The following is a 24,157-nucleotide window of genomic DNA, read 5'->3' as shown; positions in this document are numbered from 1 at the left end:
GCGGGGCCGCCGGAGGCGGGTCCTCCCCGCCGGCGGTACGCGCCCCGGCCCCGGCACCGCTCAGGCGGTGCCGGGGCCGACGTCGTCCGGGACCTGTGCCCGGCAGGCCGGGCACCCCTCGATCAGCCCGGGGTGCGACGCCGCCGCCCGCCGTACGTCCGCCGCCCGCAGGTCGGGCTCACCGGGGCACCAGCAGCCGCGCCGGTGCAGTACGGCCCGCGCCGGCCGGCCCGCCGGCACCCGCATCCACTGGAGCCACCAGTGCGGCCGGTCCGCCTCCTCGGCCGCGCGGCGCTCGGCGGCCTCGATGGCCTCCCTGACCCGGTCGAGGTTCAGTTCCAGCCAGGTCGCCAGGACCCGGAGGCGCGGCAGATCGGGCGGCATTTCGGACACGTGTTCGATAATAGGCGGTGGGGGTGTCCCGTGCCGCGCACCGGGCCGGGGCGGCCGTCAGCCGAGCGGCTCGGCCAGGCCGACGAGGACGCCCTCGGGGCCGCGCAGATAACAGAGCAGATAGCTGTCCTCGTAGCGCACCACCTCGCCCACGAGTTCGGCACCGTGGGCGCGCAGGCGGGCGACGGTGTCCTCGATGTCGTCCACGGCGAACATGACGCGGCGCAGGCCCAGCGTGTTCACCGGCGCGTCCGCCGGCCGGGCGGCGACCGCCTCCGGGGTGTGGAAGCGCGCCAGCTCGATCCGGCCATGGCCGTCCGGGGTCCGCAGCATCGCGATCTCCTGCCGGGCGCCGTCGATCCCGATGACCCGCTCGGCCCACCGCCCCTCCACCGGCGTCCTCCCCTCCGGTTCCAGGCCGAGTTCGACGAAGAACGCGACGGCCGCGTCGAGGTCGGAGACGACGATGAGGACGTTGTCCATCCGCTGGACCGCCATGCTGGTCCTCCTGGGCGCGCTGCCGGCCGGTGCGTGGTCGGCATCACTTTTCCACGGCTCCCTCCTACTGGGGCTGGAATCCGCGCCGTTCGGGTGCCTTGCCGTTGTAGTCGTCCCACGCGTTCCCCATCCAGCCCTCGTGGCTGTCGAGCAGCGCGAGGAGCGACGCGGTCACGCGGTCGTCCCACCCCTCCGCGACCTCCAGCAGGAAACCGTCGCCCACTCCGCTGCGGTAGTCGAGCACGACCCGCTCCCCGGCGCGCCACCGTGTACGGCGCGGCATCCGCGCGACGTCCCCGCTGCCGGCGACCACGCTGCCGACCGCGATGACGAGCTGGATCGGGGAGATCAGCCACCACACGACCCACCAGAAGGCCCGGCCCTTGAGCCCGGAGACCGGCGGCCACCCGGCGGGCCGGACGGTCCAGCGGGTGCGGATCCCGCCACCCCGCATGGCCGGTTCACGCTCGATGCGCGCCAGGTGCTCGTCGGCCTCGCCCAGCACCTCGTACGTCGCGGGGCCGCCCTTGGTCGCCGACGTGGTCACGACGTGGGCGAACACCCGCGTGCGGTGCGGATCGGCCCACAGGACGAAGGTGCGGACGCCCTGCTTGCGGCCGGCGCGGTACTCCTTGACGCCGCCGGGCGGCAGCCGCCGCTCGGGGAACGCCACGGTCCGGTAGGCCGGGCCGCCCTCGGGACGCGGGTCGTCGGAGACGCGTATCTCCAGGGGCACGCGGCCGTCGTCGGGCGGTGCCGGCTGCCCGTTCTTCCTGGCCCACGTGTGCTGGCCGCCGACATCGTTCAACCCCAGAGTCCGCGTCATCAGGACTTCCCGCCTCCGCCGCATCGATCGCCTGCCTGGGACGGACTCTAATCCGCGCGGGTGAAGCGGGAGCGGCCGGTCAGGCGTGCTGCGCGGCCAGCCACTGCCCGTACCACGCGAGGGTGGCGTCCAGCGTGTCCGCCAGGGGCGTCGGCGCCGTGCGGAAGGTCTCCTCGAAGGCGTCGGAGACCATGATCTGCGGCTCGGTGTGCTGGTAGAACATCTCGGCGTACTCGGCCATGAACGTCGCGTCGAACGGGCCGAACGGGCGGGGCTCGTCCAGGACGACCAGTTCCAGCGGTCGGCCGACGCGTTCCCCGACCATGTCGAGGACCTCCCGCGTGGTGCGCGCCGGGGCCGTCGGCAGGTGCCACACACGGCCGTCACCGTCGGGGCGTTCGCCGAGGACGGCGAGCCCGGCGGCCACGTCCCCGATGGCGGTGTAGCTGTGCGGCAGGTCGATGTCGCCGATGCCGGCGACCTCGCCGCCCGTGAGCGCGCCGGGGAAGACGGCCCCGCCGAGCGTGGAGCCGATGACGCCGGGGCCGACGAAGTCGGCGGACCTGCCCATGACCACGCGGACGCGGCCCGCGCGGTGGGCGTCGAGGTACGCCTCGTCCAGCTCGGCGCGCATCCGGCCCTTGCGCGAGGTCGCCCGCCAGGGCGTGTCCTCCGTCATCGGGCGGCCCCCGGTCGGGCCGTACGGGTAGAGGGTGTCGAGGACGACGAGGCGCGCCCCGGCGTCGGCCACGGCGGGCAGCAGCGCGCGCTGGACGGCCGGCATGACGGCGGTCTGCAGGTGATAGGGCGCGTTGGCGCAGTGGTAGACGACGGCGGCGCCGGCCACGGCCGCGCGGGCGCCGTCGGGCGAGGTGAGGTCGGCGGCGCGGCGGGTGACGCCGGGCAGCGCGGGGCCGTCGCCGGACCGGTTGACCAGCCGTACGGCACGGCCTCGGCCGACGAGTTCAGCCGCCAGCGCGGTGCCGGCCGGTCCCGAGCCGAGGACGACGTGCGGCGCCGCGGCATCGGATGACGGTGTCGACATGGGAACCCCTCTCGCGACCGGTCCGGACGGCACGGCGCCGCCCGAGGAGCGACCCGATCGCTTTCGTTAGAGACAATAACTAAAGTTACGCCCCCTAACAAGACTCCGCCGTGAAGCCCTCTCACGACCGCTAAGCTGTTTCACCATGACGACGGCGAACACCCCGCGGGCGCGCTACCGCGAGCAGACCCGCGCCGAGATCAAGGAGGTCGCCCTCCGCCGGCTCGCCGAGGGCGGCCCCGAGGCCGTCGCCCTCACCCGCATCGCGAAGGAACTCGGCGTCTCCGGCCCCGCGCTCTACCGCTACTTCGACGGCCGCGACGCGCTGCTCAGCGACCTGATCAGGGACGCGTACGACGCCTTCGCCGAGGCCGTGACGGCCGCCGAGGCGACCGCGGCGCGCGCCGGGGACGGCCCGCGCGCGCGGCTGCGGGCGTGCGGCGACGCGTACCGGGCGTGGGCGCTGGCGCAGCCGCACCGCTACCAGCTCATCCAGGGGACGCCCGTCCCCGGCTACGCGGCGCCGGCCGACACCCGGGACCGCGCGCGGGCCGGCATGCTGCCGCTCCTCGCCGTCTTCGGCGCGGCGGACCCGGCCGTGCCGCCGGACGACCGGGTCCTGCCGCTGGTGGCGGAGATGACCGCGTGGGTCGGGAACGACGCGGCCGTCGCCGAGTGGGTCGCGCGGGCCGGGCTCGGCGCGGACGGGCGGGCGGGCCGTGCGCTCGCCGGCGCCACCCTCACCTGGTCCGCCGTGCACGGCACGGTGAGCCTGGAGGTGTCGGGTCACTTCAGCGGCATGGGGCACCGGCCCGGGACCATGCTCGCCGCGCAGCTCACGGAGCTGGCGGACACCTTCCGCCTGCCGGACTGACCGGTGGCGCCGCCGGGGCTCGGCCGGCGGCGGCGCCGAACCACGTCCGCAGCGGGCCGAGCAGGTCCCGCCGGTCGTCGCCGACCCACGCCACATGGCCGTCGGGGCGCATCAGCACGGCCGGCACGTCCAGTTCCTCGCAGGGGTCCACGACGTGGTCGACGCGGTCCGCCCAGCCGGTGACCGACAGCCGGCCCGTCCGGTCGAGCAGCAGTCCGCGACCGGCGTGCGTCAGCCCGTACAGGCGCCCCTCCTTCAGCCGCAGGTCGCGCAGCCGCCGGCCGACCAGGTCGTGGCCGCCGCCGAGGTCGTAGCGGACGTCGACGGCCGTGATCATGCCGGTGATGTGGCGGTTCACCTCATCGAAGTCCATCAGCCGCGAGAACAGCGCCCGCAGCGCGGTCGCGCCGGGACCGTCCCCGAGCAGCGTCATCTGCGCGCGGGAGTTCTCCAGCACGCGGGCGGCGACCGGGTGCCGTTCGGCGTGGTAGCTGTCCAGCAGCCCCTCCGGCGCCCGGCCGGTCACCTCGGCGGCCAGTTTCCAGCCGAGGTTGAACGCGTCCTGGATGCCGAGGTTGAGCCCCTGCCCGCCGGTCGGCGGGTGGATGTGCGCCGCGTCGCCCGCCAGGAGGACACGGCCGACCCGGTAGCGCTCGGCCTGCCGGGTGGCGTCGCCGAACCGGGACAGCCAGCGTGGCGAGTGCACGCCGAAGTCCGTGCCCGCGACCGCCCGCAGCCGTGCCCTGAAGTCGTCGATGGTCGGCGGGACCGCGCGGTCCCCGGACACGGTGCCTGCCGGGACGATGACGCGGTACACGCCGTCGCCGAGGGGCGCGAGGCCGAACCGGAGCTGCGTCCTGTGGATGTCGGCGACGACGGCGGCGATGGTCTCCGGCGCCTCGGTCGCCGCCATCTCGCCGAGCAGCGTCTCGACCGTGGCGGGCTCGCCCGGGAAACCGACGCCGAGCAGCCCGCGCACCGTGCTGCGGCCGCCGTCGCACCCGACGACGTAGCGCGAACGCAGCCGCGTGCCGTCCGCCAGCAGCACGGTCACCCCGTCGCCGTCCTGCGTCAGCCCGGCCACCTCGTGACCGCGCCGGATGTCGGTGGCGAGTTCGACGGCGCGCTCGCCGAGCAGCCGTTCGGTGACGGGCTGCGGGACGGCGAGGCCGTACGGGTGCGCCGTGTCGAGCCGGTCGGGCCACGGTTTGACGACGCCGCCGAAGAGGCCGCCGGCGCTGAACCTCCTGCTGACCGCGAGGAACCGGTCGAGCAGGCCGCGCTGGTCCATCATCTCGACGCTGCGGGCGTGCAGGCCCTGTCCCCGGGACTGTCCGGTCGGCTCCGTCAGTTTCTCCAGCACGACCACGCGCACGCCGTGCAGCCGCAGTTCGGCCGCCAGCATCAGCCCGGTCGGCCCGCCGCCGACCACGATCACATCGGTCATCCCGCCCCCACACGTACAGGTTCCGCTTACGGCCGGTGATTGTGCGGCGGATGGGGGGTCTTGCCGCAAGCCCCCGGGTGCGCTATAGGTTGAGAGTGGCAGGGAGAGATGTCTCCTTGCCTTTCGTGTTCCCGCTGTTCGTGAGCAGCCGGGTGACGTTCCGTGCGGAAGTCGTGACAGGGCCGGTCGGCTCCTGGCGGGCCGGGCCGGTGCGGGTGGACCCTTGCGGAGGTGGCCCGGCGGACCGCGTGGGCGCGAACACGAGGGGGACGGCATGGCCGATGGATCGCACGACTGCCCGGGTCCGCACCGGCAGTGCCAGGCGTGCACGGGGCAGCGCGTGGAGTTCAGGGAGACGCTGTACGTGCCCGCGTCGGGACCGGCGCAGGGCGTCGCGGCACCGCATAGCTGCTGGCACTGCAAGGGTCGCGGCTACTACTGCCAGGCCCCGGCGCGCTGCACTCCCCCGCACGAATGACCGGCGCGGGGACGGTCGTTCAGGGCTTGTAGCCCGCGTCCCGGCAGATGCGCCGGACGTGTTCGCGGGAGAGACCGGTGGCGTCGACGATGGCCCGCTGCATGACCCCGCCACGGGCGGCGGCGACGATGGCGGCCCGCAACTCACGGGCGGCGTCGTCCGCCTCCTGACGCCGCTGGGCCAGCACGGCCTGCGCAGCGGCGAGCTGTCGCATGAGATCTTCGGTCACCACATCACCATGCCATACTCACCACATTCCCAACCACGCCTTCACACAAAGCCGTTGAACCGAACCGGCGTCGTCCCGGGTACACCGGGAACATGGGCCGCCACGCGGCGGCCGGGAGGGAAAGCCATGGCGGAACTCGTGGTGGGGATCATCGTCGTTCTGGCCATCGCCGGGCCGCTGATCTGGTTCTTCGAGATCGACAACGGGGGAAACGGCAGCTCCTCATGCCCACCCCACGACGGAGCGGGCGGCGACTTCGGCAGGAGCGACGGCGGCCATGGCGACGGTGGTGACGGCGGCGGCGACTGATCACGGCACTGGGTCGCCTGATCACTGGGACAGTGCCGCGATCGCAGCACTCCAGTCGCCCGCCCCCGTGCCCCCCCCATGGAGCCAGTGCCCCGGCGTTCATCCCAACAGCGCAATGGTCCCCTGTGCGCGGGGCCGTTGTGGGAAGTCCCCGAAGGGGATGGCTGCACCAGTATTCCCGTCGCCCCTGACTTCCGGTCGTACTCTGGGCGTTGAGTGCTCACACCCCGAAGGGGGATTCATGATCGACGTTCCAGAGCTGTCCATCGGCAAACGCATCAGGTACTACCGGATCAAGAGCGGTAAGAGCCAAGCCGTATTGGGCGGCCTCATCGGCCGCTCCGAGGACTGGGTCTCGAAGGTCGAGCGCGACCTCATCCCGGTTGACCGTCTGTCCCTGCTCCTGGACGTCGGGCGCGTCCTCGGCGTGACGGACCTCAGCGACCTGATCGGGCCATCCGTCAACCTCAGTCTCACGGGCAGCCCGGAGCATCCAGCCGTCCCCGGCATCCGGCGTGCTCTCAACACTCCGCCCAGCCTGCTCAGCCGGAACTTGCCGGGCGACCCCCTGACCGTCCTGGAGCTGAGCAAACGGGTCACGGAGGCATGGCGGATCTACGAAACCCAGACCGAGCGGTACGGCCCAGTGGGCGGGCTGCTGCCGGGACTGCTGGCCGAGGCGTACCTGACACTGCGCAGCACGACGGGTGCTGATGAGACGGGAGCCGTTCGCGCGATCGTGTCACTGCTGCACCTCCATCAGGTGTACCTGCGACGTGTGGGCGAGCGGAAGCTTTCCCTCCTGGCGGCGGACCGGGCGATGCAGATCGCGGACGAGACAGGCGACCCGACGCTGATCGCAGCGGCGGCCTGGAATGTCGCCGGCATTCTCGTCAGCTCGGGGGACGTGCGGGAGTCGCTGGACCTCGCGCGTTCCACCATCGAGCACGTCCGCCCCGGAGACGACGCGACTCAGGACCACCTGTCCGCATACGGCGCGCTCCACCTCGTCGGCGTCATCGCGGCCGTGCGAGGCAGCAATGCGCCCGCCGCGTGGGACCTCTTGCGGGAGGCGGACAGGATCGCCGACCGGATCGGGCATGACCGGAACGACTGGCACACCGCGTTCGGCCCGACGAACGTCAAGATGCACGCCGTGCACCTGGCGGCCGAGGAAGGAGACGCGGCGGAAGCGCTGCGCCTGGCGGACGATGTCGAAGTACCGGAGCCCGGCGGGGTCCTCCCCCTGGAGCGGACAACCCGCTACCTGGTCGAAGTCATGCACGCGAACCGACTGGTCGGCGACGATTTCGCGACCATCTACATGCTGAAAAAGATCCGCGAGGCGTCACCCGAGGAGATCCAGTACTTCCCTCTTGTGCGTGAAGCAGTACAGCACCTCATGAAGCGGGAACGGCCGCAGTACCGTGCTGACCTGCGCGATCTTGCGCAGCATGTGGGGGTGCTCGCCACAGCCTGACCCGGAAGCCACTGCACCCCGGAAGATTTTTCCGGGATGCAGAGTCACGTTGCGACCACTATCAGCAACATGACGGCAATTCAGAAACGAGCGGCGGGGATCACCGCGAACCCGGCTCAGGGCATGCGTGTCGAGCGCGGCCCGCAGCCCACACGACTCACCGAGGCCGGACGCATCGCGCTGTCCCTGCGGGTACACAGGGACGGTATGGACCTCGGCGTGGCCGAGCTGGTCATGACCCATGAGGACGCGGCGCAGCTCGTCCGCGAGCTGCACCGCCTTCTCTCCGCCTCGACGCGCAAGCAGGAGACCGGCCGGTGAGCGGCAGCGGCATGCCCAGGACGCGGCGAGCAGCGATCGCGGATGCGGCGTCCGGATATTACGCCGGCCCTGTCCTGACTCCCGCCCCGAGGCGGGAGGAGAACCCGCACATCACCGTCATCACCGGCCTGGAAGGGCCGGTCGTGCCGCTCGGTTCCGCGCCGCGCGCATCGGCCGGCCAGAGCACGGACGAGTCGGAGGCGGGGGCGTGAGCATGAATCTTCGTTGTGGTGGGTGTGGGGAGACCGGTCCGGCGTTGACGGTGATCTCGTTGATGCAGGCGGAGTCGGCGGCCGGGTGGTCGCAGCACGCGTGTCGTCCGTGTCTGCTGGCCTGTCGTCTCATCCCGGTCGTCCACCACCCCGTGTCGAGTTGGGGTGAGCCGCACCAGTGGCCGGACGAGGTGCCGGACGACTTGGTGGTGCGGTTGGCCGACCTGGCGCCGGGGGTGACGCTCCAGCCGGTGGTGACCCGCCTGTTCGTCGCGGTGCGTGCGAAGGCCGAGCACGGGATCACAGCAGCCGTGGACGAACTGCGGGCCGCCGTCGATGCCGCGCCCGGGCCGTTGTGCATGTATTGCGAGACCACCACCGGGCCACTGACAACCGTCGCCGCGGGGGAGGCGACGGCCGGTCCCGGGCGTGGGTTCCAGGCGTGCCGCCCGTGTCTGGTGGAGCAGCGGCTTGTTCCGTTCCTCGCCCACCCGAGCAGCAGCCGGGGGGACCTCCACTACTGGCCGGACGTTGTTCCGACGGAACTCGTGCGGCGGCTCGCCGATCTGGACGAGGACCAGTTGGCCGACGTACAGCCCGCCGTGGACCGACTCTGGCCCGCCGCCACCCTCGCCACCGCACGGACGACGGCCGACCTGGAACGCGACGCCGCCCGCGCCATCGCCGCCGACGCCGTCGATGTCCTGCGCACCGCCGTCCGTGACGTGGTTCCCGAGGGCGACCGGTGACCGCAGCCTGGATCGTCCTCGGGCTGGCGAGCGGCGCGCTCGTCGCGTGGACCGGGCTCACGTTCCACATCGCCCGCACCGTCGCCCGAGCACTCGACCACGACACCCCCTGAACCGGCGGCGCCCCCGCGCCGGCCATGAGCCGGAGGCGCCGCCACCCACCCGTCCGTGTTCCCGGTTTCCCACCGCCATGCGCACTCTCCGCCTTAGACTGCGCACCGTCCGTCACAACAGGAGGGGACCCGACAGCCGATGCGTCCCGAGCGCTTCCAGCAGTTCGCCATCGCCACGTACCAGGCCGCCGGTCTCCGGGCCGAACCGTGGGCGGACGGCACCACCCGGCCCCACGGTGTCCGGCTCCACCTGCCGTCGGGCGCCGAGATCCGGCACGCGATCACCGCGCAGGCGCGCGAGGGCGACCGGTACGACGGGCCGGAGGAGCCGGTCGAGAAAGACGCCCCGGAGCCGGTGACCGTACCCGAACTGGGGGAAGGCCGAGTCGCGTTGACGGACGTCGAACGGCACCTGGCCGCCCTGCTGACCAACACCGGTCTCCGCGAGATGGCCCGCTGCTGGGCCTACTCCGACCGGGAGCAGGCGCCGAAGACACCCGGCGTCGGCTGCGCGTTCCACAACGGCGCCAAGATCTTCACACCGTTCGTCCACGCCGCCGGCCCCGGCAAATCCCCCGGTCCGGCCTACGACATGCCGCAGGAGATCTGACGGACGCGGCGAGGCCCGGGCGCACCGCGATGGATGCGCCCGGGCCTCGCCGCGCACGGCGCTCCGGAGTCGTTCCGGTCGTCTCAGGTGGCGTTCTCCGCCTGGAACATCCAGTGGTGCTTCTCGAGATCCTGCGTGATCGAGATCAGCAGGTCCTCCGTCACCCGGTCCGCCTCGCCGGCGTCCGCCATGCGGTCGCGCATGCGGACGATCACGGCGTTCAGCGCGTCGACCATGGTCGCCACGGCGTCGGTGTCCCGCTGCCAGCCCTCCGCGACCGAGCCGATGCTCGTGCCCTTCGCGACAGTGGCGGCGCGGCCGTCCGGGGAGATCCCGAGGGCGGCGGCGCGCTCGGCGACCGTGTCCGAGTGCTCCCGGGCCGAGGAGACGACCTCGTCGAGCTGCAGGTGGATCGAGCGGAACCGGGGACCGATGACGTTCCAGTGCGTCTGCTTCGCGACCAGCGACAGGTCGACCAGGTCCACGAGCGCGCCCTGGAGCGCCTCGCCGACCGTCTTGAGCGCGGCGTCCGGCAGCGTACTCTTCACGGCGTTCATGCGGCGTCCCCTTTCGTGGTGATGTGCCTACCCGGATCCGGTTAACCCGGGAACGCCGGACGAAACGGGGGGCGCTCAGTGCGGGCGGGGGTAGCCGTAGCCGTGCTGCCGCAGGTCGGCCGGGTCCTGGCCCGGCGCGTCGCGGTCGTAGAACGGCCGCGCGTTCGCCCGCAGCCACATCGCCACCGGGTCGTACGCGTCGGCCATGGCGACCGTGCCGACCGGCAGCCCCTCGGGGACGGCGGGGACCGCCTCCAGCATCATCTGCCGCACGGCCTCGGCCGCCTCGTCCCCCGAGTCGTCCACGTCGAGCCCGATCACGAGGTACGCCGCCCCCACGGCCGGCCGCACCCAGCCGCGCCGCAGGCTCCGCAGCGCCGGAGTGCGGCGGGCACGCTGGACCAGGAGGTCGTAGAACGCGTCGGCGCGGACCGACGGCTCACCGATGCGCAGCGGACCGGCCGGGAGCCGGTCGAGGCCGCCCGCTATCCGCCGCAGGTCGAGCCAGGGAATGCCGAGGCCACCGCCGGGGGCGTGGGGATTCAGCCACAGGCCCCAGTGTTCGGGGAAGAGGGCGGCGGCGATGTCGCGGCCACCGATGACCTCGTGCTCGCGGGTCCAGCCGCTGACCGCCAGCTCGCGGGCGGACGTCACGCAGGGGGCGTAGCCGTGGCCCGCGATCTCGACGCTGCCGTACTGGGCGTCCGGCTCGCCCGGCTTGCCGTCCCACAGGAGCATGAGGACGTCGCTGCGGGCGAGGGCCGCGAGGAGGTCCTCGTAGGCGTCCAGGCGGTCGGGCGTGATCAGGGGGAGCAGGTCATCGATCTCGTGCGCCGCACTCACCTGGGCCGTTCCTCCTCGCTGGTTCGGCTGCGCGTGACATGGCGCCCGGGGCCTCAGACACCACGGATGTAGAACGGCTGGACGCACTCCCTCAGCCAGTCCACCACAGGGTCGTCGGCCGCATCCAGCAGCACGAGCTGTACCGGCCACACGACCGGGTGACGGGCCAGCGCGCGGCCGAGGGCGTCGTGCACGGCGAGGCGGTGGCCGTCGTCCAGGCCGTCGAGTTCTACGCCGACGTACAGCGCCGGCGCGGCGCCCTCGGCGCTGGCCAGGCCGCGCCGCGCGGACCGGACGCCGGGCAGTGCGGACAGCTCGCCGGTGACGGCGCCGAGGAAGTCGACGGGGTCGTCCTGCCAGTCCGGCTGGAAAAGACGCATCCGGGCGCCGGTGGGCACGCCGGGCAGCCGTTCGCCCGGGGTGGCGCGGCACAGTTCGGCGACGGCGCCGGGCGGGACGGGCAGGCCGACGGTGCCGCCCGGGTTCAGGGCGACGCCGATCCCCGGCGGCAGGCCGCGCGCGAACTCCCAGGCGGGCGCGACGGCGAACGGCAGGTGCGAGGCGCCGCCCAGGTGCAACTGCTCGGCCGAGCTGAACACCGGGACGAACGTGCCGCCGTTCACCTGCACGGTCGGCAGGTCGAGGGTGCGGCTCTCGCGGCCGCCGCCCTCGGGGAGCGGCACCCACAGGGCGCTGCGGGCCAGGGTCTTCAGCAGCCGGGGTCCCGCGTCGGGTACACCGAGGGAACCGGCGAGAACCTCTTCCAGCTCGTTGCTCGGCCATCCGCCGCCGAAGCCTGGCTGCTGCCTGGGAACGGTCATGCACGCACCCTAACGGCTGAGCCCGTCCGGCCGTGCGCGGTGGTTCGTGCGATGATGTGCCGACAACCGCATACCGGCCGTTCGACCCCGCGCGGGAGAGTCCCCGGCGCGACCGGGGCGCCGAAGGAGCAAGTCCTCCCTTGAATCTCTCAGGCCCCGATACCGCGCGCGGAAGGCGAATCTGGAAAGCGGACCGATCCCGCCACGGCGCGGGCGCGTCCCACCCACGGTGCAAGCCGCCGGCCCGTCTCCCGGGCCTGCACGGCGAACCTCTCAGGTGCAGATGACAGATGGGGAGGGCCTGGCCGTTCCCCCGACCGACCGCCCAGCCCTCCGTTCCGCCTCACCGGGAGCCCGCCCATGCCGGACGACATCCTCCGCAGCACCGCCCTCGACGCGACGCACACCGCGCTCGGCGCGGTCATGACCGACTTCGCCGGCTGGCGCATGCCGCTGCGGTACGGCAGCGAGCGCGCCGAGCACCAGGCCGTGCGGACGGCGGCCGGCCTCTTCGACCTCTCCCACATGGGCGAACTCACCGTCACGGGCGCGCAGGCGGGCGCGTTCCTCGACCACGCACTGGTCGGGCACCTCTCCGCGCTGGCGGTCGGCCGGGCGCGGTACACGATGATCTGCGCGCCGGACGGCGGCATCGTCGACGACCTGATCGTGTACCGGACGGCGGACGACACGTACCTCGTCGTCGCGAACGCCTCCAACGCCGGGACCGTCCTGGCCGCCCTGCGCGAGCGGGCGGCCGGCTTCGACGCGGCGGTCCGCGACGACCGGGACGCGTACGCGCTGCTCGCCGTGCAGGGGCCGCGCGCGCAGGAGATCCTGACGCGGCTCACGGACGCCGACCTGGGCGGGCTGCGGTACTACGCCGGGCTGCCGGGGGACGTGGCGGGGCGGCCGGTGATGATCGCGCGCACGGGCTACACCGGTGAGGACGGGTTCGAGCTGTTCTGCGCGCCGGGTGACGCGCCCGCGCTGTGGGAGGCGCTGACGGAGGCGGGGCGGGACGACGGGCTCGTGCCGTGCGGTCTCGCGTGCCGGGACACGCTGCGCCTCGAAGCGGGCATGCCGCTGTACGGGCACGAGCTGACGGCGGAGGTCACGCCGTTCGACGCGGGGCTCGGGCGGGTCGTCGCGTTCGGCAAGCCGGGGGACTTCGTCGGGCGGGCCGCGCTGGTGGCGGCGAAGGCGGAGGCGGGCGGTGAACGGGCCGCCGGCGGGGGGCCGCGCGTCCTGGTCGGGCTCGCCGCGCGCGGGGGCGGCGTGTGCCGCGCGCCGGGTACGCGGTGGTGGACGCGGCGGGCGAGGTGATCGGCGAGGTGACGTCGGGGGCGCCGTCGCCGACGCTGGGGCGGCCCATCGCGATGGCGTACGTGGCAGCCGGGCACGCGACGCCGGGCGGTGACGGTGTGGCGGTGGACATCCGGGGCGCGCGGGAGCCGTACGACGTGGTGGACCTGCCGTTCTACCGGCGGCGCAAGTGACAGCGGTTCAGCAGCGATCCAGGAGAATCACCCCATGAGCGACAATCCCGAGCAGTACCGGTACAGCAAGGAGCACGAGTGGCTGTCGGCCGCCGACGACGGTGTGGCGACGGTCGGCATCACCGAGTACGCGGCGACCGCGCTGGGCGATGTGGTGTACGTGCAGCTCCCGGACGTGGACGCGACCGTGACGGCGGGTGAGCCGTGCGGCGAGCTGGAGTCCACCAAGTCGGTGAGCGACCTGTACGCGCCGGTCAGCGGCACCGTCACCGAGATCAACCAGAACGTGGTGGACGACCCGGCCCTGGTGAACTCCGCGCCCTTCGGCGACGGCTGGCTGTTCCGCGTGCGGACCGACCCGGAGGCGCCCGAGCCCGAGGGCCTGATGACGGCCGGTGAGTACGCCGACTTCACGGCCCAGTGACCGAGGCATGAGCGCGGGGGGCACGGTCCCGGCCGTCCCCCGCCGCCCGCGCACGAGGTAAAACGTTGCACACTCCCCAGCCGCTCGCCGGTGGAACGTTTTCCAGCCCGGCGGCGCCTGGGTGCCCGGACGGCAGGCCGCAGCAGCCCGACGCCACCGAGTAAAACGTTGCACGCACGCTCGCCGCCTACCGGTAGAACGTTCCACCCCTGCACGGCACCGCAAGTGGCGACCAGCGGCTCGGCCCCAACGGGCAGAAGTCAGGGGGTCGCGGTCGGTGGGATGGCGCGCAGGAGCAGGACCGAGCGGGGTGGCAGGTCCAGTGTCGTGCCGGCGGGGTGCAGCGTGCCCGGTTCCGTCTCCTGTTCCTCCAGCGATGTGTCCACGATCAGCTCGTACCCGTCGGCCCAGGGAGGACCGGGCAGCGGGAACCGCGCCGGCTCGTCGTCGGCGTGCAGCAGCAGCAGGAAGCTGTCGTCGACGACCGGCCGGCCCGTGCAGTCCCGCTGCGGGATGTCCCGGCCGGACAGGAACATGCCGAGGGTCCGGCTCGGCGCCCACCAGTCCTGCTCCGTCATCTCCGTGCCCTGCGCCGTGAACCAGCCCAGATCCCTTATCCCCTCCGGCCCCTGCCGCCGCCCGGAGAAGAACGCGCGGCGCCGCAGCACCGGGTGCTCCCGGCGCGTGCGGATGAGGCGGCGCGTCAGGTCGAGCAGCGGGCGCCACGCGGGGTCGCCGGCGAGCGACCAGTCCATCCAGCCGGTCTCGTTGTCCTGGCAGTAGCCGTTGTTGTTGCCGCCCTGGGTGCGGCCCATCTCGTCCCCCGCGACGAGCATCGGCACGCCCGTGGACAGCAGCAGGGTCGTGAGCAGGTTGCGGAGCTGGCGGCGGCGCAGGGCACCCACGCCGGCGTCGTCCGTCTCGCCCTCGGCGCCGCAGTTCCACGAACGGTTGTCGTCGCTGCCGTCGCGGTTGTCCTCGCCGTTGGCCTCGTTGTGCTTGCGCTCGTAGCTCACCAGGTCGCGCAGCGTGAAGCCGTCGTGGGCGGTGATGAAGTTGACGGAGGCGTACGGGCGCCGGCCGCCCCACGCGTACAGGTCGCTGGAGCCCGACAGGCGGTACCCCAGGTCGCGGACGTCGGGCAGCGCGCCGCGCCAGTAGTCGCGGACGGTGTCGCGGTAGCGGTCGTTCCATTCCGTCCACAGCGGGGGGAACGCGCCCACCTGGTAGCCGCCCGTGCCGACGTCCCACGGCTCGGCGATCAGCTTGGCGCGCCGAAGCACCGGGTCCTGCGCGATGACCGCGAGGAACGGCGACAGCATGTCCACGTCGTGGAACGAGCGGGCGAGGGCCGCCGCGAGGTCGAACCGGAAGCCGTCCACCCCCATCTCCTGCACCCAGTAGCGCAGTGAGTCGGTGATGAGGCGCAGGACCTGCGGCTGGACGACGTGGAGGGTGTTCCCGCAGCCGGTGTAGTCGGCGTAGCGGCGCGGGTCGTCGGTGAGGCGGTAGTAGCCCGGGTTGGCGATGCCGCGCAGCGACAGGGTGGGGCCGAACTCGTTGGCCTCGGCGGTGTGGTTGTAGACCACGTCGAGGATGACTTCGAGGCCGGCCCGGTGCAGGGCGCGCACCATGTCGCGGAACTCGGCGACCTGCTGGCCGCGCGTGCCGGAGGCGCTGTAGGCGGCGTGCGGGGCGAAGTAGCCGATGGAGTTGTAGCCCCAGTAGTTGCGCATGCCGCGGCGCAGGAGGTGGTCCTCGTGCGCGAACTGGTGGACGGGCAGCAGCTCGACGGCCGTGACGCCGAGGCTGGTCAGGTGCTCGATCGCGGCGGGGTGGCCGAGGCCCGCGTACGTGCCGCGCAGCTCGGGCGGGATGTCGGGGTGACGCATGGTGAAGCCGCGGACGTGCAGCTCGTAGATGACGGAGTCGGCCCATGACGTGCCGGGGCGTTCGTCCTCGGTGGTCCCGTCGGTGTCGGCGACGACGACGCCCTTGGGGACGAACGGGGCGGAGTCCCGCTCGTCGCGGACGGTGTCGGCGAGTTCCTGCTTGGGCCAGTCGCGGGAGTGGCCGTAGACCTCGGGCGGGAGGGGCCCGTCGGTGGCGTAGTCGCCGTCGACGGCCCGTGCGTAGGGGTCGAGGAGGAGCTTGGCCGCGTTCCAGCGGGCGCCGGACGGCGGGTCCCAGCGGCCGTGGACGCGGTAGCCGTACCGCTGGCCGGGACGCACCCCGGGCAGGAAGCCGTGCCAGATCTCGTGGGTCAGCTCTTCGAGGGGACAGCGCGTCTCGCGGCCGTCGTCGTCGAAGAGGCAGACCTCGACGGCGTCCGCGCCGCCCGCCCACAGGGCGAAGTTCGTGCCCTCCACACCGCCGGGCCCGGCCTGGAACCGGGCGCCGAGCGGTTGCGGCCCGCCGGGCCAGACCTCGGTCCTCACGCGCTCGGGTGCCTGTGACACGCGCCCTCCCAGGTGTCTTGTCACGGTGATGCTTCCCTGCGCCGGGGCTCCGCTCACGCGTCGGGCCGGACATGGCGTGACGCCGCGCGTGACCGGACGGTCTCCGGCGTGGGAATGGGGCATTTTGTCACGATCGATGGCGCTCGCGCCCCCGCGCCCGCCGGAACTGCAGCGGAACGGTGACAATGATCGGCCTCCTCGCCCGGTTTCCCTCGCGCATCAGTGTGATTGTGTGACGCCGAAGATCGGCGGGGCGTCGGCGTGACACGCCGTGCGCGAGGGGAGAGAACCGGACGTGCTGAGGAAGCCGGGGCGGGGCGCGGGCGTCATCGCGGCGCTGCTGGGACTGCTCGCACTCACCGCGTGCAGCGGGGAGAACGGGGCGACGGAGGAGGTGGCCGCCGAGCATTCGGCCGCCCCCGACGTGCGGATAGCCATCGAGCCGGGGGACGGCGCCGAGGACGTGGCGACCTCCGGCGCGCTGGCCGTGTCCGCCGAGGACGGCACGCTGACGCGCGTCACGGTCACCGACCCCGGCGGCGAGGAGGTCCCCGGCGCCCTCACCGAGGACGCGACCGCCTGGGCGCCGTCGGGGCACCTGGCGAACGACACCCGCTACACCGTCGCCGCGGCCGGCGAGAACGCCGACGGCCGCGCCGCCGAGGCGAGCGCCGCGTTCACGACCGTCGCGGCCGACGAGACGTTCACCGGCGCCTGGAACATCGCCGACGGCGCCGAGGTCGGCGTCGGCATGGTCCTGTCGGTCGTCTTCGACGAACCGGTGGAGGAGACGGCGGCCGTGCGGGACGCGATCGCCGTCACGACCGACCCGCCCGTCGAGGTGCGGGGGCACTGGTTCGGCGATCAGCGGCTCGACTTCCGGCCCGAGGACTACTGGGCGCCCGGCACCGAGGTGTCCGTCGCGTTCGGGCTGCGCGGCGTCGAGGGCGCGCCCGGCCGGTACGGCACCCAGGACGAGGAGATCACCTTCACCGTGGGGCGCGCGCAGATCAGCACGGTCGACGCGGACACGCTCACGATGGAGGTCGTGCGCGACGGTGAGACGGTGCGCACGCTGCCGGTCACGACGGGGGCGGCCGGCACCCCGACGTGGAACGGCCGGATGGTCATCAGCGAGATGCTGACGGAGACCCGGATGGACGGCGCGACGGTCGGGTTCGCCGGCGAGTACGACATCCCGGACGTGCCGCACGCGATGCGGCTGTCCACCTCGGGGACGTTCATCCACGGCAACTACTGGGCGAGCGGTTCCACGTTCGGCGAGCAGAACGTCAGCCACGGCTGCGTGGGCCTGCGCGATGTGCGCGGGGGCGGCGACCCGGACGCCCCGGCCGCCTGGTTCTTCGCGCAGTCGATGATCGGGGACGTCGTCGAGGTGATCAACTCCGATGACGACGTGATCGCTCCCGACAACGGTCTGAACGGATGGAACATGGACTGGGACGACTGGGGCGCCGGCCAGTGACGCTTCCGCGCTCGGCCCCCCGGGGCCGGGCGCAGGCGGACGGACGGCACCGGCAGCCCGAGCCCGCACTCGGCGAGCGCCTGCTCGAACGCGTCGCGCACGTCGCGGACGTCCGCGCTGCGGGGCAGGCTGGCGAGTTCGCACAGTGCCGGGGTGTCCAGCCCCGCCGCGAGCGCCTCGGCGGCGATCATCGGCAGGTCCTCCGGACGTACCTCGTCCGCCCGGTAACGGCACGCCACCTCACCGAGGATTGTGCGCGCGCACGGTGTCGCCGCTTCCGCCGTCATGGCTCCCACAGTGCCGGACCGTGTCCCGGCGGTACGCCCCCGAGGGCGCGGCTCCGGCCGGGGCGGAAACGCGGAGGCTTCGGCCGGGACAGTGTTCTAGGTTGCTCCGCATGGCATCGACCACTGGTCCTGGAGAGCCGGCCGCAGGGGCGCGGCCGCGGCTGGTGACCCGTCCCCTGGCGCTGCGCTTCGTGACGGTCGTCGGGTCCTCGGCGAGCTTCTTCCTGCTGCTGTCGGTCGTCCCGGCGTACGCGCAGGACGCGCCGGGGCGGGGCAGCGGCACAGCGGGGCTGGTCACCGGCTCGCTGATGCTGGCCACGGTGGCCGGCGAGCTGGCGGCCCCCTGGCTGGCCGCGCTCTGTGGCTACCGCCTGATGCTGGGAGCCGGACTCCTGCTGCTGGGCGCGCCCGCGCTCGTCCTGCCCGTGTCGCGGAGCGTGGCGTGGATCGTGGCGGTGTGCGTCGTCCGCGGCATCGGCTTCGCGTTCACGCTGGTGGCGGGCGGTGCTCTGACGGCCTCGCTCATCCCGCCCGAACGCCGCGGGGAGGGGCTGGCCCTGATCGGCGTCATGGCCGGAGTGCCGTCGCTGGTGTGCCTTCCGCTCGGAACCTGGCTCGCGGCACACACGGGGTACGGGCCGGTCTGCACGGCGGCGGCGCTCGCCTCGCTGGTCGCCATCGCCGCCGTCCCGGGCCTGCCCGGCAGGGAGGCGGCTTCGGGGCCGTCCCCGGGTGTCCTCGCCGGGGCGCGCTCCGGGGCGCTCGGCCGCCTCACGGCCGTGTTCGCGGTGACGGCGGTGGGCGCGGGGATCGTCGCCACCTTCCTGCCGCTGGCCGTGGCGCCGGACGACACGGGCGTGGTCGCCGCGGCCCTCTTCGTGCAGCCGGCCGCCGCGACCGCGTCCCGCTGGTTCGCCGGCCGGCACGCGGACCGGCACGGAGCACCCGGGCTGCTCGTGCCGGGGGTGGTCGTCTCCGCCGCCGGCATCCTCGTCACCGCCCTCACGGGCGTCCCCGCCGCGGTCGTCCTGGGCGCGGCGGTGTTCGGCGTCGGCTTCGGGATCACCCAGAGCGCGACCATCACGCTGATGTACTCCCGCGTCACGGCCCCCGCGTACGGAACGGTGAGCGCCCTGTGGAACGTCGCCTACGACGCGGGGATGGGCATCGGCGCGGTCGGCTTCGGCGCGGTGGCCGATCTGACCGGCTACCCCTGGGCATTCGCCCTGGCCTCGTCCCTCATGCTGACCGCGCTCGTCCCGGCCCTGCTGGACCGGGCTGCGACGCGCGACGACGTCGCGGCGGCCGGCGGGGACCGGACGGCGCCGGCGCGGGGGAAACACTGAACCGCCGCCGGGCGCCCCCCGGGGGGGTGCGCGGGCGCGCATATGCCGCGTGTCGTACGCGCCCCCGCCACCCGTCGCCGCCGGTCGGGGGCGTTGTCCCGGAACGGCCCACGCGCGCGGCATATGCGCGCCATGATGGGGGGCATGACGGCGTCGGCGGACACACGGGAAGTCATGGGTGAAGCGGCACGAACCGAGGAGGACCCCTCGACGGGCGAGGTGACGCTGCCCTCACTGCCCGAATCGGCCCGGTACGCCCGGCAGCTCGTACGGCGCCTGCTGGTGACCCGGTGGCGGCTCGCCCCCGAGCTGACGGACCACGCCGTCCTGCTCGTCTCCGAACTGGTCGCCAACGCCGTGCGGCACGCCGGCGCCGGCTCGCTCGGCCTGCGCGTCCGCCGCCGCAGGGGCTGGCTCCGCGTCGAGCTGACGGACCCCTCGCGCGCGCTGCCCTGCCTGCTGCCGGTGCGCGAGCTGGACATCACCGGCCGGGGGCTCTTCCTGGTGAACGAGCTGTCCGACCGCTGGGGCGTCGACCTGCTGCCGGACGGGAAGTCCACCTGGTTCGAGATGCGCGTACCGGTCCGCTGACGGCCCGCCCGGCGCGGGGCTCAGCGGCGCGCGGCGAGTCCCCGGCCGGCGCGGCGGCGCCGGTCGTTGCACAGCAGGCACTTGCCCCAGCCGGGGGGCAGCGGGTCCTCCTTGTCCCCCCACAGCGGATCGACGGCGCCGCGCGGGTGCTCGCGGCAGCCGGTGCCGCCCGGCCCGTCGGCCAGGCTCTGCGCGGCCGCCAGGGCACGGCGCAGCGCGTCGACCAGGACATCGGCCTGCTCCCCGGCGGGCGCCTCCTGGTCGAACGCGATGTCGGACGCGGTCCGCAGGGCTGCCTGCAGGTCCCGCAGCTCACTTCGCTGTCGCGGCTGACTCATGGGGTCCAGCGTAGGCACCACCACTGACAGCGGCGCCGGGTCCCGGCGGCCCGGGACGCGCGGACGAGGACCAAGGAACCAGGACGCCCGGGGCGAAAACCCGTGTGCAGCGCCGGACCGGGTACGTACTCTCGATCCGATGTCTGCCTCAGCCCCCTCCCCCAGCCCTGCCCGAAAACGCTCCGCCGTCCGCTCCCTCCTCCGGCTGTGGCCCTATGTGCGGCCCGTCCGCGCGCGCGTCTTCGGCGCCGCCACGGTCACCGTCGTCGCCTCCTGCCTCGGCCTGATCATCCCGCTGGTCCTGAAGTGGATCGTGGACGGTCCGGTCGAAGACGGCGACACGGCCGGCGTGTGGCTCGGCGGCGCGCTGCTCGTCGGGATCGGGCTGGCGGAGGCCCTGCTGTTCGGGCTGCGGCGGTTCCTCATCGCGCGCCCGCTGGCCCGGGTCGAGGCGGACCTCAGATCGGACATCTACCGGCACCTGCAGCGGCTCCCGGTCGCCTTCCACGACCGGTGGCCCACCGGGCAGCTCCTGTCCCGCGCGACGGGCGACCTGCAACTGCTGCGGATGTTCCTCGCGTTCGGCCTCACCTTCCTCATCGTGAACAGCACGACGATCCTCATCGGCTTCGGCGTGCTGATCGCGCAGGACTGGATCCTCGGACTCGTCCTGGTGCTGCCGGTGGTGCCGCTGATCCTGCTGTGCGCGCGGTTCGAGCGCCGGTTCAGCGGTGTCGCGCGGCGCGCGCAGGACCAGACGGGCGACCTGACGACCGTGATCGAGGAGTCGATCCTCGGCATCCGCGTCATCAAGGGCTTCGGCCGGCACCGCAGCCAGGCCAGGGCGTTCCGCGCGCTGTCCGGGCGGCTGCGGGACACCGAGCTGTACAAGGCGCGCCTGCTGGCCGGCATCTGGTTCATGATCATGGCGGTTCCGGAGCTGTTCCTCGGCGCCGCGCTGATCCTCGGTGTCACCGAGGTGGCCGACGGCGACCTGACCGCCGGCACGCTGGTGGCGTTCATGACGACCGCGATGGCGCTGCGCTGGCCCGTGGAGTCGATGGGCTTCCTCCTCGCGCTGTGCAACGAGGCGGCCACCGCCACCGACCGCTACTTCGAGGTGATGGACACCCCGCTGCCCGCCGACGACCCGGAGGAGCCCTCCGGCGAGGCCAGGCCGGACGGCCTGCGCCTCACGGGCGTCGTCTTCCGGTACGCGGACGCCCCGCAGGACAGCCCGCCCGTGCTCGACGGCGTCGACCTGCATGTGCGGCCCGGCGAGACGATGGCCCTGGTCGGCGGGACCGGCAGCGGCAAGACGACGCTCATCGGCCTCGTGCCCCGGCTCCACGAGGTGACGGCCGGCCGCATCACGCTGGACGGCGTGGACACCGCGACGCTGCCGCGCGAGGAGGTGCGCGCCCAGGTCGCCGTGGCCTTCGAGGAGCCGACGCTGTTCTCCGCCACGGTCCGCGAGAACGTCGCGATGGGCGGCGACACCCCGGCCGACGACGACGTGGCGCGCGCCCTGCGGGTCGCGCAGGCCGACGGGTTCGTCGCCGCCCTCCCGCACGGGGACGCCACCGAGGTCGGCGAGCAGGGCCTCAGCCTGTCCGGCGGCCAGCGGCAGCGCCTCGCGCTGGCCCGCGCCGTCGTGGGCCGACCCCGGTTCCTCGTCCTGGACGACCCGCTCTCCGCGCTGGACGTGCACACCGAGGCGCGCGTCGAGGCGGCGCTGCGCGACGTGCTGGCCACGACGACCGCGCTCGTCGTGGCCCACCGGCCGTCCACGGTGCAGCTCGCCGACCGTGTGGCGCTGCTGTCCGGCGGCCGGATCGCCGCCGTCGGCACCCACGCGGAACTGCTGCGCGACAGCGCCGAGTACCGCCACCTCATGACGGGCGCGCCGCTGCCGCCCGATCCCCCGGCCGGCGGAGCACCGCACGATCCGCAGGGCCCGTACGACCCGTTCGACTCGTTCGACCCGCGTGACCCGTACGACCCGCGCGACGAGCTTCCGGAGGTGTCCGCCCGATGACGACCACCGTCGAGGACGACCACGGGCACCCGGCCCGGCGGCCCGGGGAGGACGGCGACGCCGCGGCGGCGGTCCCGGTCGCGCCGCCCCCCGACGCGTTCGACCAGGACACGCTGCCCACCCCGAAGGGCGCCTCCCGGCGGCTCCTCGGTTCACTTCTGCGCCCGTACCGCGGCCGCATGGTGGTGGCTGCCCTCCTGCTGCTGTCCCAGCAGGCGGCGGTGCAGGCGGCACCCCTGCTCGTCGCCTACGCCATCGACACTGCCGTCCCCGCCCTGCGCGAGGACAACAACGGTCCGCTCATCGCCGTCGCTGTCGCCTACCTGCTGTGCGCCGTCGCCGGGGGCGGGCTGCAGGCCGTCTTCATCCGTGCCGCCGCCCGCATCAACCAGGGCGTGCTGCTCGACCTGCGCGGCAGGATCTACCGGCACGCCCAGGCCCTCAGCCTCGACTTCCACGACCGCTACACGTCGGGCCGCCTCATCTCGCGCGCCACGAGCGACGTGCAGTCCCTGCGGGAGCTGCTGAACGAGGGCCTCCAGGAACTCCTGATGATCATCGTGTCCGTCGTGTACATCGGCGGCCTGCTGTTCTACCTGGACCTCGGGCTCGGCGTCGCCGCGATCGCGTCGTTCGTGCCGCTCTACCTCGTGGTGCGCAGCTACCGGCGCCGGTCGGCGCGGCGGTTCAGCGCCAAGTCCACGGCGATCGCCGCCGTGATCGTGAAGTTCACCGAGACGGTCGGCGGCATCCGGCCGGTGCAGGCGTTCCGGCGGGAGCGGGCGAACGACGCGGAGTTCGAGCGGCTGAACCGCGCCCACGAGCGGATCAACGGCAGCACGATCCTGGAGATGGCCCGGTTCGTCACCATCTCCCGGTCCATCGCCGCCCTCACGATCGCCGCGATCGTCCTGTGGAGCGCGCAGCGGGTCGCGGCGGGCGATCTGGCGCTCGGCGTGCTGGCCGCGGGCGCGCTGTACATCCGGCGGCTGTTCGACCCGCTGGACCAGTTCGCGATGATCCTGAACAACTACCAGTCCGCCGTCGCCTCGCTCGACAAGATCGCCGGCCTGCTCGCCCAGCGGCCCGACGTGCCCGAGCCCGAGCGGCCGGTGGAGCTGCCGCCGCGCGCCGGCGGCACGCCGGGCCGCGAGGTCGTCTTCGACGACGTGCGGTTCGCGTACCGGACGGGCGGCGAGGTGCTGCCCGCGTTCCGGCTGCGGCTGCCCGCGGGAGAGACGACGGCCCTCGTCGGGGCGACGGGCGCGGGCAAGTCCACGCTGGTGAAGCTCCTGGCCCGGTTCTACGACCCGACCGAGGGCCGCGTCCTGCTCGACGGCACGGACCTGCGCGACCTCTCCACCGCCGAACTGCGGCGCGGCGTCGTGATGGTGACGCAGGAGGCGTTCCTCTTCACCGGCACCGTCGCGGAGAACATCGCCCTCGGCCGGCCGGACGCGAGCCGCGAGGAGATCGAGGCGGCCGCGCGGGCCATCGGCGCGCACGACTTCATCGCCTCCCTGCCCGACGGCTACGACACGGACGTCCGCAAGCGCGGCGGCCGGATCTCGGCGGGGCAGCGGCAGCTCGTGGCGTTCGCCCGGGTGCTGCTGGCCGACCCGGCCGTGGTGATCCTGGACGAGGCGACGTCGTCGCTCGACATCCCGGGCGAGAAGGCCGTGCAGGACGCCATGGAGACGGTGCTGCGCGGCAGGACGGCGGTGCTGATCGCGCACCGCCTGTCCACCGTCTCGATCGCCGACCGGGTGCTGGTGATGGAGGCCGGCCGTGTCGTGGAGGACGGCGCGCCCGCCGATCTGATCGCGGGCACCGGCCGGTTCTCCGACCTGCACCGCGCGTGGCGGGACAGCCTGGCCTGACCAC

25 protein-coding genes, 1 pseudogene and 2 riboswitches are annotated in these 24,157 nt (G+C 73.5%); of the genes and pseudogenes, 15 read left to right on the top strand and 11 right to left on the bottom strand.

Going from position 1 to position 24,157, the window contains the following annotated elements; translation table 11 throughout:
- Positions 1-60 precede the first annotated feature (60 nt).
- The 4 genes from EMA09_RS21485 to EMA09_RS21470 all read right to left on the bottom strand — a co-directional run bounded on the left by EMA09_RS21485 (position 61) and on the right by EMA09_RS21470 (position 2,762).
- Positions 61-393 carry a hypothetical protein gene (locus EMA09_RS21485; protein WP_129842619.1) on the bottom strand — a complete coding sequence of 111 codons (333 nt, stop codon included), beginning with the start codon at positions 391-393 and terminating at the stop codon, positions 61-63.
- A 57-nt stretch (positions 394-450) separates the two neighbouring features.
- On the bottom strand, positions 451-891 hold the full coding sequence (locus tag EMA09_RS21480) for a VOC family protein (RefSeq protein ID WP_129842618.1): 441 nt from the start codon (positions 889-891) through the stop codon (positions 451-453).
- A gap of 64 nt (positions 892-955) precedes the next feature.
- Positions 956-1,717 carry a hypothetical protein gene (locus EMA09_RS21475; protein ID WP_240796507.1) on the bottom strand — a complete coding sequence of 254 codons (762 nt, stop codon included), beginning with the start codon at positions 1,715-1,717 and terminating at the stop codon, positions 956-958.
- A gap of 79 nt (positions 1,718-1,796) precedes the next feature.
- Complete coding sequence (locus tag EMA09_RS21470; RefSeq protein ID WP_129842617.1) at positions 1,797-2,762, bottom strand: NAD-dependent epimerase/dehydratase family protein; 966 nt, start codon at positions 2,760-2,762, stop codon at positions 1,797-1,799.
- Positions 2,763-2,907: 145 nt separating this feature from the next.
- Between EMA09_RS21470 and EMA09_RS21465 the strand changes: the two genes are divergently transcribed.
- Positions 2,908-3,636: a TetR/AcrR family transcriptional regulator gene (locus EMA09_RS21465; protein ID WP_129842616.1), complete on the top strand. Its 729-nt coding sequence runs from the start codon at positions 2,908-2,910 to the stop codon at positions 3,634-3,636.
- Here the strand turns inward: EMA09_RS21465 and rox are convergent.
- Entirely contained in the window at positions 3,599-5,083 is a 1,485-nt protein-coding gene (rox, locus tag EMA09_RS21460) for a rifampin monooxygenase (protein WP_129842615.1), read from the bottom strand. The genes EMA09_RS21465 and rox overlap by 38 nt on opposite strands.
- A gap of 274 nt (positions 5,084-5,357) precedes the next feature.
- Between rox and EMA09_RS21455 the strand changes: the two genes are divergently transcribed.
- A complete protein-coding gene (locus tag EMA09_RS21455; protein WP_129842614.1) occupies positions 5,358-5,561 on the top strand; it encodes a hypothetical protein in 204 nt (67 codons plus the stop codon).
- 19 nt (positions 5,562-5,580) lie between these two features.
- Here EMA09_RS21455 and EMA09_RS21450 read toward each other — a convergent pair whose 3' ends face one another.
- Complete coding sequence (locus EMA09_RS21450; RefSeq protein WP_129842613.1) at positions 5,581-5,790, bottom strand: hypothetical protein; 210 nt, start codon at positions 5,788-5,790, stop codon at positions 5,581-5,583.
- Positions 5,791-5,916: 126 nt separating this feature from the next.
- Between EMA09_RS21450 and EMA09_RS21445 the strand changes: the two genes are divergently transcribed.
- From EMA09_RS21445 to EMA09_RS21420, 6 genes are all read left to right on the top strand, one after another.
- Positions 5,917-6,099, top strand: coding sequence for a hypothetical protein (locus tag EMA09_RS21445; RefSeq protein WP_129842612.1), 183 nt, complete (start codon positions 5,917-5,919; stop codon positions 6,097-6,099).
- A 241-nt stretch (positions 6,100-6,340) separates the two neighbouring features.
- A complete protein-coding gene (locus EMA09_RS21440) occupies positions 6,341-7,579 on the top strand; it encodes a helix-turn-helix transcriptional regulator (protein ID WP_240796506.1) in 1,239 nt (412 codons plus the stop codon).
- A 69-nt stretch (positions 7,580-7,648) separates the two neighbouring features.
- Positions 7,649-7,900 (top strand): hypothetical protein, encoded by a 252-nt coding sequence (locus EMA09_RS21435; RefSeq protein WP_240796505.1) that lies wholly within the window; start codon positions 7,649-7,651, stop codon positions 7,898-7,900.
- Positions 7,897-8,112, top strand: coding sequence for a hypothetical protein (locus EMA09_RS21430; RefSeq protein WP_129842611.1), 216 nt, complete (start codon positions 7,897-7,899; stop codon positions 8,110-8,112). The genes EMA09_RS21435 and EMA09_RS21430 overlap by 4 nt, the downstream gene beginning before the upstream one ends.
- 44 nt (positions 8,113-8,156) lie before the next feature.
- On the top strand, positions 8,157-8,861 hold the full coding sequence (locus tag EMA09_RS21425; protein WP_129842610.1) for a hypothetical protein: 705 nt from the start codon (positions 8,157-8,159) through the stop codon (positions 8,859-8,861).
- A 252-nt stretch (positions 8,862-9,113) separates the two neighbouring features.
- Positions 9,114-9,584, top strand: coding sequence for a hypothetical protein (locus EMA09_RS21420; protein WP_129842609.1), 471 nt, complete (start codon positions 9,114-9,116; stop codon positions 9,582-9,584).
- Between the two features lie 83 nt (positions 9,585-9,667).
- Here the strand turns inward: EMA09_RS21420 and EMA09_RS21415 are convergent, their stop codons facing one another.
- The 3 genes from EMA09_RS21415 to EMA09_RS21405 all read right to left on the bottom strand — a co-directional run bounded on the left by EMA09_RS21415 (position 9,668) and on the right by EMA09_RS21405 (position 11,805).
- On the bottom strand, positions 9,668-10,141 hold the full coding sequence (locus EMA09_RS21415; RefSeq protein ID WP_129842608.1) for a DNA starvation/stationary phase protection protein: 474 nt from the start codon (positions 10,139-10,141) through the stop codon (positions 9,668-9,670).
- Between the two features lie 75 nt (positions 10,142-10,216).
- On the bottom strand, positions 10,217-10,984 hold the full coding sequence (locus EMA09_RS21410) for an enhanced serine sensitivity protein SseB C-terminal domain-containing protein (RefSeq protein WP_129842607.1): 768 nt from the start codon (positions 10,982-10,984) through the stop codon (positions 10,217-10,219).
- Between the two features lie 53 nt (positions 10,985-11,037).
- Positions 11,038-11,805 (bottom strand): enhanced serine sensitivity protein SseB, encoded by a 768-nt coding sequence (locus tag EMA09_RS21405; protein WP_129842606.1) that lies wholly within the window; start codon positions 11,803-11,805, stop codon positions 11,038-11,040.
- 82 nt (positions 11,806-11,887) lie between these two features.
- Positions 11,888-11,980, top strand: a riboswitch (glycine riboswitch).
- A gap of 4 nt (positions 11,981-11,984) precedes the next feature.
- Positions 11,985-12,097: riboswitch (glycine riboswitch) on the top strand.
- 68 nt (positions 12,098-12,165) lie between these two features.
- On the opposite strand from EMA09_RS21405, the pseudogene gcvT reads away from it, so the two are divergent.
- Together gcvT and gcvH are read left to right on the top strand one after the other, a co-directional pair.
- Positions 12,166-13,304 (top strand): annotated as a pseudogene (gene gcvT, locus EMA09_RS21400) (glycine cleavage system aminomethyltransferase GcvT).
- 34 nt (positions 13,305-13,338) lie between these two features.
- Positions 13,339-13,728, top strand: coding sequence for a glycine cleavage system protein GcvH (gene gcvH, locus EMA09_RS21395; RefSeq protein ID WP_129842605.1), 390 nt, complete (start codon positions 13,339-13,341; stop codon positions 13,726-13,728).
- Positions 13,729-13,988: 260 nt separating this feature from the next.
- Here the strand turns inward: gcvH and glgX are convergent, their stop codons facing one another.
- Complete coding sequence (gene glgX, locus EMA09_RS21390) at positions 13,989-16,187, bottom strand: glycogen debranching protein GlgX (protein ID WP_240796504.1); 2,199 nt, start codon at positions 16,185-16,187, stop codon at positions 13,989-13,991.
- A gap of 295 nt (positions 16,188-16,482) precedes the next feature.
- Between glgX and EMA09_RS21385 the strand changes: the two genes are divergently transcribed.
- The 3 genes from EMA09_RS21385 (at position 16,483) to EMA09_RS21375 (ending at position 19,897) form a co-directional block, all read left to right on the top strand.
- A complete protein-coding gene (locus EMA09_RS21385) occupies positions 16,483-17,673 on the top strand; it encodes an Ig-like domain-containing protein (protein WP_240796503.1) in 1,191 nt (396 codons plus the stop codon).
- A 397-nt stretch (positions 17,674-18,070) separates the two neighbouring features.
- Complete coding sequence (locus EMA09_RS21380) at positions 18,071-19,306, top strand: MFS transporter (protein WP_129842603.1); 1,236 nt, start codon at positions 18,071-18,073, stop codon at positions 19,304-19,306.
- A gap of 144 nt (positions 19,307-19,450) precedes the next feature.
- Positions 19,451-19,897, top strand: coding sequence for an ATP-binding protein (locus EMA09_RS21375; RefSeq protein WP_240796502.1), 447 nt, complete (start codon positions 19,451-19,453; stop codon positions 19,895-19,897).
- 20 nt (positions 19,898-19,917) lie between these two features.
- On the opposite strand, the gene EMA09_RS21370 is transcribed toward EMA09_RS21375, so the two are convergent.
- Entirely contained in the window at positions 19,918-20,235 is a 318-nt protein-coding gene (locus EMA09_RS21370) for a hypothetical protein (protein ID WP_168220776.1), read from the bottom strand.
- Between the two features lie 139 nt (positions 20,236-20,374).
- On the opposite strand from EMA09_RS21370, the gene EMA09_RS21365 reads away from it, so the two are divergent.
- Entirely contained in the window at positions 20,375-22,273 is a 1,899-nt protein-coding gene (locus EMA09_RS21365) for an ABC transporter ATP-binding protein (RefSeq protein ID WP_129842601.1), read from the top strand.
- Positions 22,270-24,153, top strand: a complete 1,884-nt coding sequence (locus tag EMA09_RS21360; RefSeq protein WP_129842600.1) for an ABC transporter ATP-binding protein — start codon at positions 22,270-22,272, stop codon at positions 24,151-24,153. The genes EMA09_RS21365 and EMA09_RS21360 overlap by 4 nt, the downstream gene beginning before the upstream one ends.
- Positions 24,154-24,157: the final 4 nt, after the last annotated feature.

Source organism: Streptomyces sp. RFCAC02, from assembly GCF_004193175.1.
Lineage (GTDB): Bacteria > Actinomycetota > Actinomycetes > Streptomycetales > Streptomycetaceae > Streptomyces.
Note: the sequence above shows the minus strand (reverse complement) of the source record. Positions and strands in the feature narration are given on the sequence as shown.

Excerpts from the sequence above, each read along its gene's own strand:
- EMA09_RS21365 (WP_129842601.1), top strand. The coding sequence starts at position 20,375 with ATGTCTGCCTCAGCCCCCTCCCCCAGCCCTGCCCGAAAACGCTCCGCC.
- rox (WP_129842615.1), bottom strand. The coding sequence starts at position 5,083 with ATGACCGATGTGATCGTGGTCGGCGGCGGGCCGACCGGGCTGATGCTG.
- EMA09_RS21375 (WP_240796502.1), top strand. The coding sequence starts at position 19,451 with ATGACGGCGTCGGCGGACACACGGGAAGTCATGGGTGAAGCGGCACGA.
- EMA09_RS21455 (WP_129842614.1), top strand. The coding sequence starts at position 5,358 with ATGGCCGATGGATCGCACGACTGCCCGGGTCCGCACCGGCAGTGCCAG.
- EMA09_RS21465 (WP_129842616.1), top strand. The coding sequence starts at position 2,908 with ATGACGACGGCGAACACCCCGCGGGCGCGCTACCGCGAGCAGACCCGC.
- EMA09_RS21475 (WP_240796507.1), bottom strand. The coding sequence starts at position 1,717 with ATGACGCGGACTCTGGGGTTGAACGATGTCGGCGGCCAGCACACGTGG.
- EMA09_RS21435 (WP_240796505.1), top strand. The coding sequence starts at position 7,649 with ATGACGGCAATTCAGAAACGAGCGGCGGGGATCACCGCGAACCCGGCT.
- EMA09_RS21470 (WP_129842617.1), bottom strand. The coding sequence starts at position 2,762 with ATGTCGACACCGTCATCCGATGCCGCGGCGCCGCACGTCGTCCTCGGC.
- EMA09_RS21445 (WP_129842612.1), top strand. The coding sequence starts at position 5,917 with ATGGCGGAACTCGTGGTGGGGATCATCGTCGTTCTGGCCATCGCCGGG.
- EMA09_RS21440 (WP_240796506.1), top strand. The coding sequence starts at position 6,341 with ATGATCGACGTTCCAGAGCTGTCCATCGGCAAACGCATCAGGTACTAC.
- EMA09_RS21380 (WP_129842603.1), top strand. The coding sequence starts at position 18,071 with ATGGCATCGACCACTGGTCCTGGAGAGCCGGCCGCAGGGGCGCGGCCG.
- gcvH (WP_129842605.1), top strand. The coding sequence starts at position 13,339 with ATGAGCGACAATCCCGAGCAGTACCGGTACAGCAAGGAGCACGAGTGG.
- EMA09_RS21420 (WP_129842609.1), top strand. The coding sequence starts at position 9,114 with ATGCGTCCCGAGCGCTTCCAGCAGTTCGCCATCGCCACGTACCAGGCC.
- EMA09_RS21360 (WP_129842600.1), top strand. The coding sequence starts at position 22,270 with ATGACGACCACCGTCGAGGACGACCACGGGCACCCGGCCCGGCGGCCC.
- EMA09_RS21480 (WP_129842618.1), bottom strand. The coding sequence starts at position 891 with ATGGCGGTCCAGCGGATGGACAACGTCCTCATCGTCGTCTCCGACCTC.
- EMA09_RS21405 (WP_129842606.1), bottom strand. The coding sequence starts at position 11,805 with ATGACCGTTCCCAGGCAGCAGCCAGGCTTCGGCGGCGGATGGCCGAGC.
- EMA09_RS21415 (WP_129842608.1), bottom strand. The coding sequence starts at position 10,141 with ATGAACGCCGTGAAGAGTACGCTGCCGGACGCCGCGCTCAAGACGGTC.
- EMA09_RS21370 (WP_168220776.1), bottom strand. The coding sequence starts at position 20,235 with ATGAGTCAGCCGCGACAGCGAAGTGAGCTGCGGGACCTGCAGGCAGCC.